The organism is Pleomorphomonas carboxyditropha (genome assembly GCF_002770725.1).
Lineage (GTDB): Bacteria > Pseudomonadota > Alphaproteobacteria > Rhizobiales > Pleomorphomonadaceae > Pleomorphomonas > Pleomorphomonas carboxyditropha.
Genome location: NZ_NQVN01000012.1, coordinates 98,037 through 110,860 on the forward strand (window position 1 = coordinate 98,037; position 12,824 = coordinate 110,860).

At 67.8% G+C, this 12,824-nt stretch carries 14 protein-coding genes; 9 read left to right on the forward strand and 5 right to left on the reverse strand.

What is annotated here, in order from left to right:
• The first annotated feature begins 272 nt into the window (after positions 1-272).
• The 6 genes from CJ014_RS17125 to CJ014_RS17150 all read left to right on the forward strand — a co-directional run bounded on the left by CJ014_RS17125 (position 273) and on the right by CJ014_RS17150 (position 5,995).
• The gene (locus CJ014_RS17125) at positions 273-1,148 is read left to right on the forward strand and encodes an amino acid ABC transporter permease (protein ID WP_100081701.1); all 876 of its coding nucleotides are present in this window, start codon (positions 273-275) and stop codon (positions 1,146-1,148) included.
• Positions 1,145-1,948, forward strand: a complete 804-nt coding sequence (locus tag CJ014_RS17130) for an amino acid ABC transporter ATP-binding protein (RefSeq protein ID WP_280952343.1) — start codon at positions 1,145-1,147, stop codon at positions 1,946-1,948. Before CJ014_RS17125 ends, CJ014_RS17130 begins: the two co-directional genes overlap by 4 nt.
• Positions 1,949-1,974: 26 nt before the next feature.
• Positions 1,975-3,111, forward strand: coding sequence for an N-methyl-L-tryptophan oxidase (gene solA / locus CJ014_RS17135; RefSeq protein ID WP_100081702.1), 1,137 nt, complete (start codon positions 1,975-1,977; stop codon positions 3,109-3,111).
• Between the two features lie 96 nt (positions 3,112-3,207).
• Complete coding sequence (locus CJ014_RS17140) at positions 3,208-4,128, forward strand: ABC transporter substrate-binding protein (RefSeq protein ID WP_100081703.1); 921 nt, start codon at positions 3,208-3,210, stop codon at positions 4,126-4,128.
• Positions 4,129-4,162: 34 nt separating this feature from the next.
• Entirely contained in the window at positions 4,163-4,924 is a 762-nt protein-coding gene (locus CJ014_RS17145) for a glutamine amidotransferase (RefSeq protein WP_100081704.1), read from the forward strand.
• A gap of 84 nt (positions 4,925-5,008) precedes the next feature.
• Positions 5,009-5,995 carry a LacI family DNA-binding transcriptional regulator gene (locus tag CJ014_RS17150; protein ID WP_165790877.1) on the forward strand — a complete coding sequence of 329 codons (987 nt, stop codon included), beginning with the start codon at positions 5,009-5,011 and terminating at the stop codon, positions 5,993-5,995.
• 18 nt (positions 5,996-6,013) lie between these two features.
• On the opposite strand, the gene CJ014_RS17155 is transcribed toward CJ014_RS17150, so the two are convergent.
• The 4 genes from CJ014_RS17155 to CJ014_RS17170 form a co-directional block, all read right to left on the reverse strand.
• Positions 6,014-6,655 carry a nucleoside triphosphate hydrolase gene (locus tag CJ014_RS17155; protein ID WP_100081706.1) on the reverse strand — a complete coding sequence of 214 codons (642 nt, stop codon included), beginning with the start codon at positions 6,653-6,655 and terminating at the stop codon, positions 6,014-6,016.
• A gap of 174 nt (positions 6,656-6,829) precedes the next feature.
• On the reverse strand, positions 6,830-8,065 hold the full coding sequence (locus CJ014_RS17160) for an SAM-dependent methyltransferase (protein WP_100081707.1): 1,236 nt from the start codon (positions 8,063-8,065) through the stop codon (positions 6,830-6,832).
• Positions 8,062-8,838, reverse strand: a complete 777-nt coding sequence (locus CJ014_RS17165) for a DUF1365 domain-containing protein (protein WP_100081708.1) — start codon at positions 8,836-8,838, stop codon at positions 8,062-8,064. The genes CJ014_RS17160 and CJ014_RS17165 overlap by 4 nt, the downstream gene beginning before the upstream one ends.
• Positions 8,835-10,178: an NAD(P)/FAD-dependent oxidoreductase gene (locus CJ014_RS17170; protein ID WP_100081709.1), complete on the reverse strand. Its 1,344-nt coding sequence runs from the start codon at positions 10,176-10,178 to the stop codon at positions 8,835-8,837. The genes CJ014_RS17165 and CJ014_RS17170 overlap by 4 nt, the downstream gene beginning before the upstream one ends.
• 201 nt (positions 10,179-10,379) lie before the next feature.
• On the opposite strand from CJ014_RS17170, the gene CJ014_RS17175 reads away from it, so the two are divergent.
• From CJ014_RS17175 to CJ014_RS17185, 3 genes are read left to right on the forward strand one after another with little or no spacing between them, the layout of a single operon-like run.
• The gene (locus CJ014_RS17175) at positions 10,380-10,961 is read left to right on the forward strand and encodes an RNA polymerase sigma factor (RefSeq protein WP_100081710.1); all 582 of its coding nucleotides are present in this window, start codon (positions 10,380-10,382) and stop codon (positions 10,959-10,961) included.
• Positions 10,958-11,605 carry a ChrR family anti-sigma-E factor gene (locus CJ014_RS17180; RefSeq protein ID WP_100081711.1) on the forward strand — a complete coding sequence of 216 codons (648 nt, stop codon included), beginning with the start codon at positions 10,958-10,960 and terminating at the stop codon, positions 11,603-11,605. Before CJ014_RS17175 ends, CJ014_RS17180 begins: the two co-directional genes overlap by 4 nt.
• Positions 11,606-11,607: 2 nt before the next feature.
• Positions 11,608-12,414, forward strand: a complete 807-nt coding sequence (locus tag CJ014_RS17185) for a DUF1295 domain-containing protein (RefSeq protein WP_100081712.1) — start codon at positions 11,608-11,610, stop codon at positions 12,412-12,414.
• Here the strand turns inward: CJ014_RS17185 and CJ014_RS17190 are convergent.
• Positions 12,381-12,788, reverse strand: coding sequence for a DUF2177 family protein (locus CJ014_RS17190; protein WP_100081713.1), 408 nt, complete (start codon positions 12,786-12,788; stop codon positions 12,381-12,383). The genes CJ014_RS17185 and CJ014_RS17190 overlap by 34 nt on opposite strands.
• Positions 12,789-12,824 lie beyond the last annotated feature (36 nt).

Genomic DNA, 12,824 nt, shown 5'->3' on the forward strand with positions numbered 1-12,824 from the left:
GCGGCATCCATGAAAGGCAAAGGGTTTTGTCTATCAAAAAGAGACATTTTTGATAGACAACCCGTCCGGTCGCCCGGCAAGGCCGGCTGAGAACGCCAAGCGCGCGCGCCCGGAAAGTGTCCTGATTTTTCAGTGCTTGGGGAAATATCGACCTTGACGCGCGCTGGGGGCATAAGGCGGCTAAACGCGTCTTACGTGAAAATGCGAATGATTTGGAGTTGACAAGATATCGATTTCACATACTCTGAAATCGATATCTGAGCGGGGTACACATGGCAAACGCGTCTCCCTCCGCCGTCAGCGGCGCCCAGGATTATCTCTCCGGAAAGCCTCGCGTGCTCGGCCGCGGCAAGCGGATGGCCGTCACCTCCCTCGTGATTTTCGCGGCCGCCGCGCTCGCCGCCTACATCCTGACCAGCGGCGCCTTCAACTGGACCGTCATCTGGGCCTTCTTCTTCCATCCGGCCATCCTGTCCGGGCTGGCGATGACGCTGGAGCTGACCGCCCTGTCGATGATCGTCGGCGTCCTGCTCGGCGTCTGCCTGGCCGTGATGGCCGTCTCGCGCTATCCGGCCGTCTCGGCGGCCTCGGCGCTCTATGTCTGGATGTTCCGCGGCACGCCGCTCCTGGTGCAGTTGATCTTCTGGTTCAACATCGCGCTGGTGTTCCCGACCGTTGGCTTCGGCGGCTGGTCGGTCTCCGTCAACGCCCTGGTGACGCCCTTCATGGCCGCCCTCCTCGGACTGGGCCTCAACGAGGGCGCCTACATGTCGGAAATCGTCCGCGCCGGCATCGGCTCGGTCGACAAGGGACAGCGCGAGGCCGCCCAGAGCATCGGGCTGGGCGGCGGCCAGGTGATGGCCCACATCATCCTGCCCCAGGCCTTGAAGGTGATCATCCCGCCGACCGCCAACCAGACCATCGGCATGCTGAAGAACACCTCGCTGGTGTCGGTCATCGGGGCGCAGGAACTCTTGACCAAGAGCGAGGACATCTACGCCCGCAATTTCCAGGTCATCGAGCTCTTGATCGTCGCCTCGCTCTGGTACCTGCTGATGACGACCATCGCCTCCGGCATCCAGTTCTGGCTGGAGCGCCGCTTCGGCGACGACCGGGCCATCCGTCGCATGGTGGGAGAGCAGGCATGAACGCGCTCGCCCCCTCCGTCGCCCTCGATACGGCCGCCGCCCGCGTGATGCTGCGAGCCCGCGACATCACCAAGTCCTTCGGTCCGCACCTGGTGCTGAGCGGCGTCTCCCTCGACGTCAAGCGAGGCGAGGTCGTCTGCATCATCGGTCCGTCCGGCTCGGGCAAGAGCACCTTCCTGCGCTGCCTCAATTTCCTCGAGGTGCCGGATGCCGGCGGCGTCTGGGTCGATGGCGAGCGCGTCGCCTGCCAGGAGATCGACGGCGTGCTCTGGGAGCTGCCGGCCCGCGTGTTCGCCCGGCAGCGCGCCAGCATCGGCATGGTGTTCCAGCGCTTCAACCTGTTCTCCAACCTCACCGCCGAGGAAAACGTCTCGCTGGCGCTGCGGCTGGTGAAAAGGCTGCCGCGGTCCGAGGCCCGCGACATCGCGCGCGCCGTGCTGGCCTCCGTCGGTCTCGAACGCTTCATCCATCATCGTCCCTCCCAGCTTTCCGGCGGGCAGCAGCAGCGCGTGGCGATCGCCCGTGCCGTGGCGATGGAACCCAAGGTGCTGCTGTTCGACGAGCCGACCTCGGCGCTCGATCCCGAGCTCGTCCACGAGGTGCTCTCCGTGATGACCGGCCTCGCCGGGACCGGCATGACCATGGTGGTGGTCACCCACGAGATCGGCTTCGCCCGGGAAGTCAGCGACCGCGTCGTGTTCATGGATGGCGGCGGCATCGTCGAACAGGGCGTTTCCGGCGAGGTGCTCGCCAACCCGTCCGAGCCGCGCACCAAGGCCTTTCTGTCGAAAATCAAGTGAACCTCTCCTGTTCGGAGTAGAGAACCATGGCTTCCAAAAGCATCGCAGTGGTCGGCGTCGGCGCCATGGGCAGCATGGCGCTGTGGCAACTCGCCGGGCGAGGATACCGGGTGACCGGCTTCGACCGCATGGGCGTTCCGCACGACATGGGCGCCCACGGGGCGGAATCCCGGATCTTCCGCCTCGCCTACCGCGAGGGAAAGCAATACATCCCCCTGCTCAAGCGCTCGCTGGAACTCTGGAAGGAGCTGCAGGCCGGCTCCGACCGCAAGTTCCACTACCCCACCGGCTGCCTCTACATCGGCGATCGCGGCGCCGACTGGCTGCTCGGCACCATCGAGGGCGCCCGCGAGCACGACGTCCGCCACGAGGTGCTCGACGAGACGGAGCTGCGGCGCCGCTTCCCGCAGCACCGGCTGTCCGGCGGCGAATTCGCCCTGTTCGACGTCGACGGGGCGCTGCTCCGGCCCGAGCTCGGCGTGCGCGCCGCGGTCCGGGCGGCAAAAGCCCTCGGGGCCACCGTCAACGAGGGCTGCGAGGTCGAGCGCATCGAGCCCGTCGCCGACGGCGTCGACGTCACCGCGGACGGAACGACCCGCCGCTTCGACGCGGCGGTGGTCACCTGCGGCGCCTGGGGAACCCGGGCGATCTCGGTGCCGTCGCCGCGCTTCATCGCCCGGCGGCTGGTCGGAACCTGGTTCGGCGTCGACGACGTCGGAGCCTACCTGCCGGACCGCTTCCCGGTCTGTATCCGGCGCACTTCAGAAATCGATTACTCGGGCTTCCCGTCGATGGACGGCTGGACGATCAAGATCATGCCGCCGGTCAATTTTCAGAGCGACATCGACCCCGACGAGGTGATCCGCACCGTCAGCCACGCCGACACGGCGATCATGCGGCGCGTCGCCCAAACGCTGCTGGAAGGCGTCGATCCGGAACCGGCCCGATCCGGCGTCTATCTCGACGGCTTCACCGCCGACGACCATCCGATCATCGACCATCACCCGGCAAGCGAGCGCATCGTCATCGCCGCCGGCTTCTCCGGCCACGGCTACAAGATGGCGCCCGCCGTCGGCGTCGCCATCGCCGATCTCATCGACGGCGGCGACACCGCCTACATCCGCGCGCATTTTTCCGCCGGCCGCCCGGCCGTGTCGGCCTGACCGCCATCCGAAGACTTGTCGCCAGCAGGAATAAATAAAAAAGGCCGCCAACAGGCCTGATTACGCAGGGTCCAACAAAACCAGAGGAGAACGAGAATGCTAACGTCCAAATATTCAGTCGCCGCACTTGCGTCCTTCGTCGTCCTGATGACCGGCACCTATGCGGCGTCGGCCGAAGACCTGAAGATCGGCCCGAACGGCGAAGCCTTGTCGGTCGAGGCCTCGCCGGCCCTCACCGAGAAACTGCCGGCCGACTTGAAGGGCGGGACGCTGAAGATCGTCACCGATCCGAGCGTGCCGCCCTACACCTTCTATCAGGCCGACGGCTCGACGCTGACCGGATCGGACGTCGACCTCGGCAACGCCATCGCCGCCAAGCTGGGGGTGAAGGTCGAATGGTCGACCGTCAAGTTCCCCGGCATCATCGCCGCCATCGAGGCGGGCCGCTTCGACATGGCGATCACCTCGATGGGCGACACGCCGGCCCGCGAGCAGAAGGTCGACTTCGTCGACTATTCCACCGACGGCAACGCCATCGTCGTTCTGAAGGGCAATCCGCTCGGCATCAAGACCATCGCCGACCTCTGCGGCAAGAGCACCGCCGTGCTCCAGGGCTCGGTCATGCAGGGGCTGGTCGAGAAGCAGAACGAGAAGTGCGCCGGCAACCCGATCAACATCCAGGTCTTCCCGGATATCAACCAGGCCCTGTTGCAGGTGCGCACCCAGCGCGCCGACGCCACCATGTACCAGTACGGCGTCGCCGCCTACATCATCAAGACCTCGCCGGATGCCGCCAACCTCGAGGTGCTGGCCTTCGAGCAATACGGCAGCGGCTACAACGCCATGCCGTTCAAGAAAACCTCCACGGCGCTTCGCGACGCGGTCCAGGCCGCGCTCACCGAACTGAAGGCCGACGGCAGCTACGGCAAGATCCTGACTGCCTGGGGAATGGAGGCCAACGGCCTCGACACGTTCACGGTCAACGACGGCTTGCGCTTCAACCAGCCGAGCAACTGACCGGGCATCACCTTCACCAAGAGGAGACGATAGAATGGCAGTTCGGGTGCTATACTGCGGAGATACCCAGGCGGAAACGCTGATCTCCGCAAAAGGCATGGATACCTTCATCAACAACTACTACCGGGACTCGGCGAGCGTCCTGCGCGAGGCGCTGAAGCCGCGCCCGGGCATAGCGCTCACCCACATGCCGGCCGACAAGGTGCGGGCGGAATTCCCGATGACGCCCGAGCAGTTCGCCGAATGGGACGTCATCATCCTGAGCGACGTCGGCTACAACAACCTGGCGCTGCTGCCCGGCAACCGGGAGCGTATCGTCCCCATGGGTCCCGACCGGGTCGGCAACTTCCGCAAATGGGTGGAGAACGGCGGCGGCCTGATCATGGCCGGCGGCTACACCACCTTCTCCGGCATCGAGGGCAAGGGCATCTGGGGCGGCACGCCGATCGAGAAGGTCCTGCCGGTGCTCATCCAGCGCGGCATCGACGATCGCATCGAAACGCCCGACGGCGCCAGGCTCGACGTGCTCGCCGCCGACCACCCGATCCTGAAGGGCGTCGCGTTCGATCCCGAGCGCATCATCCTCGGCTACAACCAGGTCGAGGCCAAGCCGGAGGCCGAGGTGCTGATGAGGGTGCGCGGCGACGTGTTCATGGCGGTCGCCGAGTATGGCAAGGGCCGGTCGGTCGCCTACACCACCGACCCCGTCTATCACTGGTGCGGCAACCTCCACGAATGGGAGAATTACGGGCTGCTGTGGGAGCGGATGTCCAAATGGGCGGCGCGTGAAATTTAGCGCATGTTCTTGTAGAAATAGAATCGGCCGACCCCATGGGGGGCCGGCCGATCGTTGACCATTCTCGATCGTTGGGGTGAGGGCGTGACCGCCACAATCTACGACGTAGCCCGCCACGCCGGCGTGTCGGTTGCAACGGTGTCGCGCGTTCTCAACGGTCTCAAGGTCCGCGAGGACCTGGTGGAGCGCGTACGGGAAACGGTTTTACGGCTCAACTACACGCCGAGCCGCACCGCGCAGCGCATGCGGAAATCGACCTCGCATCTTTGGGCGCTGATCGTCCCGGATTTCGAGAACGCCTTCTTCACCCGCGTTGCCCGCGGCGTCGAGGAAATCTGCCAGCCGCGCGACACCTGCGTGTTCATCGGCAGTTCCGACGACGACCCGGAGAAGGAACGGCGCTACCTGGAAGTGGCGCTGGCCGAACGCGTCGGCGGCGTCGTCATCACCCCCTCCTCCGACACCACCGATCTGACGCGGATCGTCTCGGCGGGCATCCCGGTGGTGGTGGTCGACCGGGCCGTGCCGAACGGCGCCTACGACACCATCCTGACCGACAACATGGCGGGCGGGCGGCTCGGGGCCGAACACCTGCTCGGCCAGAACCTCCGGACGGTTGCCTGCGTGGTCGGCCCCGAAAATCCGACCAGCCAGGCCCGCCTGGAAGGCTTTCTGAGCGCCGCCAAGGCAAGCCCGGCGATCGACATCGTCCGGATCGAGCGCGGCAACAACCGCCTCGACGGCGGCTACCGGGCGATGCAGCGCATCATCCAGTCGGAGGCCCGGTTCGACGCGGTCTTCGTCACCAACAACCTGATGGCCGTCGGCATCATCAAGGCGCTGGGCGACATGCTGCCCGAACGCAGGAACGACATTCCCGTCGTCGGCTTCGATCTCGACGAGATCCCGCTCTTGAGCGGCGCCTGCATCGCCTCCATCAACCAGGATCCCCACGAGATCGGCCGCATCGCCGGCGAGCGCATCCTGCTGCAGCAGGCCGGCACGCCGCCCGTCTGCTCGATCGCCCTCCGGCCGACGCTCGTGGCCACCGCCGGCCTCGGCTATCCGTAAGGATCGATATCACCCGCCTCAGCCGTCGAAGGCGATGCGACAGTCGGCCGGGCGGCTCTCTTCGATCACGGTGATGCCGTTCGGCAGGTCGTTGGTGTCGACCTTGCGGCGGATCTCCGCCTCCGACAGGCCGAAATGCTGCCAGCGCGCCTCGAGGCGCCGGCGCAGCACGTCGGTCGGCACGTCGATCATCACCGTGAAGTCGAACAGGCCGTCGAGCAGGCTCCACGGCGGCCGCTTCAGCAGCAGGTAGTTGCCCTCGGCGATGACGATCCCCACCGATCGCGGGATCAGCCGGGCGCCGGCCCGCGCCGTTTCGATCTGCCTGTCGAACACCGGCACGGCGACGGTCTCCTCGTCGTTGGCGGCGAGCCGGCGCAGCATCTGCGCCAGGCCGCCGACGTCGAAGGTATCCGGCGCGCCCTTGCGGGCGAGACGGCCGAGCTCGCTCAGCACCGCGTCGTCGTAGTGATAGCCGTCCATCGGCAACACCGCGGCAAGGCCCGGCCGCGCCCGGTCGATCTCCGCCTTGAGCGCCTCGGCGAGCGTCGACTTGCCGGAGCCGGGCGCCCCGGCGACGCCGACGATCAGGCGCTTTCCGCCGTGCATCCCCAGGATCCGCTCCCCGAGATCCCTCACGCTGTCCGCTTCTTCCGTCATCTCCCCACCCGCTCCCCTTATTCGATCCGATACCGGTCGATATCTATACAAGCCCATCTGCCGGCTTGCCGCTACCCCCAGCCGGTTCTCCACCCTAAGCCCTTCGGCGCGAGAGGACCCGCCGGCGATCGGCAGATCGCCGGGTCCGATCGGCCGGCGTGTCGAGGAGCCTGTTCACGAGGGCCGCGCCGGCTCCAGCGCGTAGAGGCTGACGTCGATGCGGCCGGTGCGGAAGCCTGCTTCGCAATAGGCGAGGTAGTAGGTCCAGAGGCGCTTGAAGGCGGCGGAATAGCCGAGGTCGGCAATCCGCGGCCAGGCCACCTCGAAGCGCTGCCGCCAGTCGCAGAGCGTCCTGGCGTAGGAGAGACCGAAGTCGAGGCGCTCGGGCAGCGCAAAGCCGGCCCCGGCGGCCACTTTGGCGAACCGGGCCTTGCTCGGCAGCATGCCGCCGGGGAACACCAGGGTCTGGATCACGTCCGGGTGGGTGCGGTAATGATCGAAGCGGTCGTCGGCGATGGTGATCACCTGCACCACGGCCCGGCCGTCCGGCTTCAGCGCCTGCCTGAGCTTGTCAAAATAGCCGCGCCAATAAGCCTCGCCCACCGCCTCGAACATCTCGATCGACACGACGCGGTCGTATTGCCCCTCGATGTCGCGATAGTCGCGAAGCTCCAGCGAAACCTTCCCGTCGAGACCGCGCGTCCGCATCGTCTCCTCGCCGGCCGACAGCTGGGCCGGCGACAGCGTGATGCCGGTTACCGACCCGGAGCCGGCGCCGGCGAGATGGGCGGCGAGCCCGCCCCAGCCGCAGCCGATCTCCAGCACCGACTGGCCGCCGTCGAGGTGGAGCATGTCGGCGATGCGCTGGAGCTTGCGCCTTTGCGCGGCTTCGAGATCATCGCCCTCCTCGTAAAGCGCCGATGAATAGACCATCTCCGGATCGAGCCACTGAGCATAGAAGGCGTTGCCAAGGTCGTAATGGGCCATGATGTTGCGCCGGCTGCCGGCCTTCGAGTTGCGGCGCGCCAGCATCAGGAGGCGCCGCGCGAGGCGCACCGGCAGGAAAGCCTCGGCCGCCGTGACCAGCGTGTCGAGGTTGTCGGCGCAGAGCGCGATCAGGGCGACGAGATCGGGCGTCTCCCAATCGCCATCGACGTAGGACTCGGCAAAGCCGATGTCGCCGCCGCTCAGCAGCCGGCTGACCGCCCGCCAGCGCACGATGTGGAGTTCGGCCACCGCGCCGGGCAACTCGCCGGCGGCGGCCAGTCGCGCGCCGTCCGGCAGCACGACGGAGAGGCGCCCACGGCGGACGTGGCCGAGCAGGCGCTTGATGAAAGCGACGCGCAGCCGGGCCGGCAAGGCCAGGCCGACGATCGAGGGGAGGATCAGGGAGGTCGACACTGACGTCATCCGGAAGACCTTTCCGTTGGATTGAAGCCTTTGGGACCGCCGCCGGGGCGGGCGTGGAAGGGGATGCGCTTCAGCCAGAGCTTCAGCGCCTCCCAATGGATGGCCGCCACCACCTTCAGCGTCATCAGCGGGAAGCGGACGAGGAGGCGGGCGATGGCGCGGTCGTCGAGCGCCCGGCGCGTCAGCGACATCGAGGCGGTCAGCATCAGCCCGTCGCCGTCGTGGTCCTCGATGGCGATGGTGAAGCGGTCCGACGGCGGCTTGACGTGAAAGCGGTAGCGCATCTCCATCGGCAGGAAGGGCGAGACGTAGAACGCCTTCTCCGCCGCCTGATGGATGGTGCCGGCCGTCTCCGGCGCGACATCCCGGGCGTAGTGGTGCATGCCGCCGAAGGTATTGCGCACCTCGTAGACGATCGACGAGAGACGCCCGTCGGCGTCGCGGCAGAAATAGATGCTGAGCGGGTTGAAGACGAAGCCGAGAAGGCGCGGCATGGCGATCAGCGCGATCTCGGCGCCATCCCAGGCCAGCCCGCGTTCGCGGGCGAGGCGCCGCATGCGCTCGGCCAGCGTCCCCTCGCCGGCCGGCCCATGGTCGGCCTCGTGGAAGGACAGGACGTTCCGGCCATTGACCGACATGAGGCGGCTCGCGCGGTGAAGCCGGTCCAGCCGGTCGAGATCGGCATGGAACATGTAGATGCCGTATCTGAGGCTGTGGACCGCCGGGCGCAGGCGCCGGTGCAGCACCTCGCCGACATAGAGGGCGGGCGTCATTCCGCCGCCTCGTTCCAAAGCCCGGGGCCGAGATGGATGCGGCCGGACTCGTCCCGGATCGACCAGGGGCGGCGAACGCCGCCCATCGCCTCGGCGGCGGCAAGCCCGGCCTGCAAGCCATCCTCATGGAAGCCGGCCCCGAAATAGGCGCCGGCGAACCAGACGTTGCCGAAGCCCTGCAGCGTCCAGAGCTGCCGCTGCGCCTCGATCGCCGCCTGATCGAACAGCGGATGCTCGTAGGTGAAGGAGCCGTAGACGCTGTCGATACGCGGCTCGATCAGCGGGTTGAGCGTCACGAACAGCGGCACCGAGGGATCGATGTGCTGCAGGCGGTTCATCCAGTAGGTGACCGACGGACCGGCCGCGCGGTCGCTGGCCGCGAGATAGTTCCAGGCCGACCACGCCGCCCGCCGCCGTGGCATCAGGCGGTCGTCGCCGTGCAGAACGGCCTGGTTGCGGCTGTAGCGGAAGGCGCCCAGCAGCCGCAGTTCCGCCTCGGTCGGCGCCTCGATCACCCCGAGTGCCTGATCGGCATGGCAGGCCACCAGCACCTTGTCGAAGCGGCGCCGGCTCGCCCCGTCCTCGATCGCCACGCCGGCCGCCGACCGCTCGACGATCCTGACGTCGCGGCCGATCATGACGCGTCCGGCCAGCGGTTCGGCCAGCCGGGCGACATAGGCGCGGCTGCCGCCTTTCACCGTCCGCCACTGCGGCCGGTTGCGAAGCCTCATGAGGCCGTGGTTGTCGCAGAAGCGGATGAACGCCTCAGCCGGATAGGCGCCCACCTCGGCGGCCGGCGTCGACCAGATGGCTGCCGCCATCGGGTAGAGATGGTCCTCGCGGAAGGCGCGGCCGTAGCGGTTGGCGTCGAGATAAGCGGCGAGAGTCATGCCGCCGAGCCGGCCGAGGTCGCGCGGCGCCTGGCGGTAGAAGCGCAGGAGGTCGAAGATCATGGCGTAGAAGCGCGGCCGCGCCATGTTGGCCGGCTGGGCAATGAGGCCGGCGAGATCGGAGCCGGCATATTCGAGGCGGCCGCCGTCGATCGACACGGAGAACGACATGTCGGTCGGTTCCGTCTCGACGCCGAGATGTGCGAACAGGGCGATCAGGTTGGGATAGGTGGCGTAGTTATAGACGATGAAGCCGGTGTCGACCGGAATGGAGGCGCCCTTGGTCGGCGCCAGCACGGTGTTGCTGTGGCCGCCGAGCCGCCGGTCGATCTCGTAGAGCGTCACGTCATGACGTTTGGCGAGCAGCCAGGCAGCCGACAGACCGGAAATGCCCGATCCGATCACGGCGATCTCCAGCCGTTCGCCGGTAGCTCCCTTGTCGTCGTTCATGTGAACTCCGCTGGCCTCTCGGTTACGCTATGAACCATTCTACGTTGAGCTCATTGCGCAGGATCACCGGCGCGGTCACGAATTTGCTCTCAGGGCGGCATCTGTGATCCATTGCGGCGGCTGACGCGTAGAAGAGGCATGAGACGTGGACGGACGAGTTCCTTTTTCGGCAAGGCAACCTTCGGGACGGCGGTCAGTTCCATGAGACCGGTCGATGCCTCGGTTGAGCCGATCGACGGCGCGGAAAACGCCCGTCTCGTCGCCGCCATCGCGCGGGCCGGCGACCGGCAGGCCTTTGCCCGGCTGTTCGCCTTCTATGCGCCGCGTCTCAGGACCTATCTCGCCCGGCAGGGCTTCGGCGCCAGCGACTGCGACGACCTGATCCAGGACACCATGCTGGCCGTCTGGCGCAAGGCCGGGCGGTTCGACCCCGAGATCGGCGCCGTGTCCACCTGGATCTTCACCATCTGCCGCAATCTCGGCATCGACCGGCGCCGCCGGCTGGCCCGCCGCCTGGGGGATGCCGACCTGCCGCCGGAGAGCGACGTCGATCCCGGCCCGTCGGCCGAAGGCGAGATCATCAGCCGCGAGGAGGAGACGCGGGTGCGCCGCGCCTTCGACCGGCTGCCGGCCGAACAGGCCGAGGTCATCGCCCTCTCCTTCTTTTCCCAATCGCCGCAGACCGAGATCGCGAAATCGCTCGGCATACCGCTCGGCACCGTCAAGTCGCGCGTCCGCCTCGCCATGAATCGCCTGCGCCAACTGCTCGACGAGCCGTCATGACCGCCAGCCGCCACCCAAGTCCCGAATTGCTCGCCCGCCACGCGGCCGGATCGCTGTCGCCGGCCGCCGCGCTGGTGGTGGAATGCCATCTGGCGCTCTGCGACGGCTGCGCCGCCGCTCACCGCGAAACGCTGGCACTCGGCGGCCTGCTCCTCGAACGCCTGTCCCCCTCCGAGCTCGACGCCCGCCTGTTCGAACGCACGCTGGCCCGCCTCGACGAGAAGCGCCCCGCCGCCGCCCGTCCGGCGGCGCGCCCGGCCCGCGACCTCGGCATCGAGCTGCCCGCCCCGATCGCCGAACGGGCGACGTCCGGCTGGCGCTGGATGGGGCCGGGCATGGCCTTCGCCCGCCTCGACGTGCCGGAGGATCCGCGCACCAGCCTCGTCCTGTTCCGGATCGGCGCCGGCCGCCGCATGCCGACGCATGGTCACTCGGGCGAGGAACTGACGCTGGTCCTGCATGGCGCCTTCGAGGACGAGCATGGGCGTTGCGCCGCCGGCGATCTCGCCGAGGAGGACGACGACAGCCACCACACGCCGGTCGTCGTCGGTGGGGAGACCTGCGTCTGCCTCGCCTCCATCGAGGGCCGGCTTCGGCCGCATGGCCTGATCGGCCGCCTCGTCGGCCCGCTGATCGGTCTCTAGCCATGCCGACGAATGCCATTCCGTCACTGGCAATCCTGGCGATGGCGATGGGCGCCGCGGCGATCCTTGCCGAACGGACGCGCCGGTCGGGCTTCATCGACGGCATCTGGGCGCTGTCGACCGGCGTCGCCGCGCTGGTGCTGATCCTTGGTCTCTCCGTCCCCGTTGAACGCCCGCTCCTGGTATCGGCGCTGGTCGCCATCTGGGCGGTCCGCCTCGGCCGCCATCTCATCGGCCGCACGCTTCGGGGCGACGGCGACGATCCGCGCTACGCCGCTCTCCGCCGCGAATGGGGAGAAGCGGCGCCGCGCCGGCTGTTGCTGTTCCTCGAAACGCAGGCCATCGCCGGCTGGCTGCTGGCGCTCTCGGCGGCGGCGGCCGCCGCCCGTGCCGGCCCGCTCGGCGCACAGGATGGCCTGGGGATCGCCATCGTCCTGATCGCGCTCGCCGGCGAATGGCGGGCCGACCGCACTCTCGCCGCCTTCCGGCGCGACCGGCCGGGCGAGGTCTGCGATCGCGGCCTGTGGGGATGGTCGCGCCACCCCAACTACTTCTTCGAATGGCTGTTCTGGGTGGGGATCGCCGTCGTCGGGGTCGGCGGCGCCGAATGGCGTACCGCCCTCGTCCTGGTCGCGCCCGTCTCGATCTATTGGCTGCTCGTCCACGTCTCCGGCATTCCGCCGCTCGAACGGCACATGCTGGAAAGCCGGGGCGAAGCCTTCCGCGCCTATCAGGCCCGCGTGTCGCCGTTCTTTCCGCTGCCGCCCGCAAAGGATCAAGCCGGAAGCCACCGCGACAGCAGCCAATAGCTGATCGTCGCGGCAAGGCCGCTGGCAATCGTTCCCCAGGCGAGATCGACGACGGTGATCACCACCGGCCAGGCCCGGACGGTCGCCTGATTGGTGAGGTCGTAGGTGGCGTAGGCGACGAAGCCCAGCGCGGCGCCCGATATCGCCGCCGTCGACCATCTGCCCGAGGCGAGCGCCGGCTGGATGGCGAAATAGCCGAGCCCTCCGGCGTAAATCAGATAGAAGGCCACCGCCGGCAGCGGCTGGAAGGGATCGGCGACGAGATCGCCCATCGCCGGCTTGTAGAGGCGCGGCACCATGGTGCCGAGCCAGAGGGCGTCGAGGGCGAGAAAGCTGATTAGTCCGGCGGCGTAGATGGCGATGGCTTGGGGCATGACGGTCTCCCTTGTTGACCCTCATACGTTCGGGCG

Coding starts and splice junctions, on each gene's coding strand:
- CJ014_RS17180 (WP_100081711.1), top strand. CDS start 10,958: ATGACCGCCAGCCGCCACCCAAGTCCCGAATTGCTCGCCCGCCACGCG.
- CJ014_RS17165 (WP_100081708.1), bottom strand. CDS start 8,838: ATGACGCCCGCCCTCTATGTCGGCGAGGTGCTGCACCGGCGCCTGCGC.
- CJ014_RS17130 (WP_280952343.1), top strand. CDS start 1,145: ATGAACGCGCTCGCCCCCTCCGTCGCCCTCGATACGGCCGCCGCCCGC.
- CJ014_RS17185 (WP_100081712.1), top strand. CDS start 11,608: ATGCCGACGAATGCCATTCCGTCACTGGCAATCCTGGCGATGGCGATG.
- CJ014_RS17190 (WP_100081713.1), bottom strand. CDS start 12,788: ATGCCCCAAGCCATCGCCATCTACGCCGCCGGACTAATCAGCTTTCTC.
- CJ014_RS17140 (WP_100081703.1), top strand. CDS start 3,208: ATGCTAACGTCCAAATATTCAGTCGCCGCACTTGCGTCCTTCGTCGTC.
- CJ014_RS17175 (WP_100081710.1), top strand. CDS start 10,380: ATGAGACCGGTCGATGCCTCGGTTGAGCCGATCGACGGCGCGGAAAAC.
- CJ014_RS17155 (WP_100081706.1), bottom strand. CDS start 6,655: ATGACGGAAGAAGCGGACAGCGTGAGGGATCTCGGGGAGCGGATCCTG.
- CJ014_RS17160 (WP_100081707.1), bottom strand. CDS start 8,065: ATGACGTCAGTGTCGACCTCCCTGATCCTCCCCTCGATCGTCGGCCTG.
- CJ014_RS17125 (WP_100081701.1), top strand. CDS start 273: ATGGCAAACGCGTCTCCCTCCGCCGTCAGCGGCGCCCAGGATTATCTC.
- CJ014_RS17145 (WP_100081704.1), top strand. CDS start 4,163: ATGGCAGTTCGGGTGCTATACTGCGGAGATACCCAGGCGGAAACGCTG.
- solA (WP_100081702.1), top strand. CDS start 1,975: ATGGCTTCCAAAAGCATCGCAGTGGTCGGCGTCGGCGCCATGGGCAGC.
- CJ014_RS17170 (WP_100081709.1), bottom strand. CDS start 10,178: ATGAACGACGACAAGGGAGCTACCGGCGAACGGCTGGAGATCGCCGTG.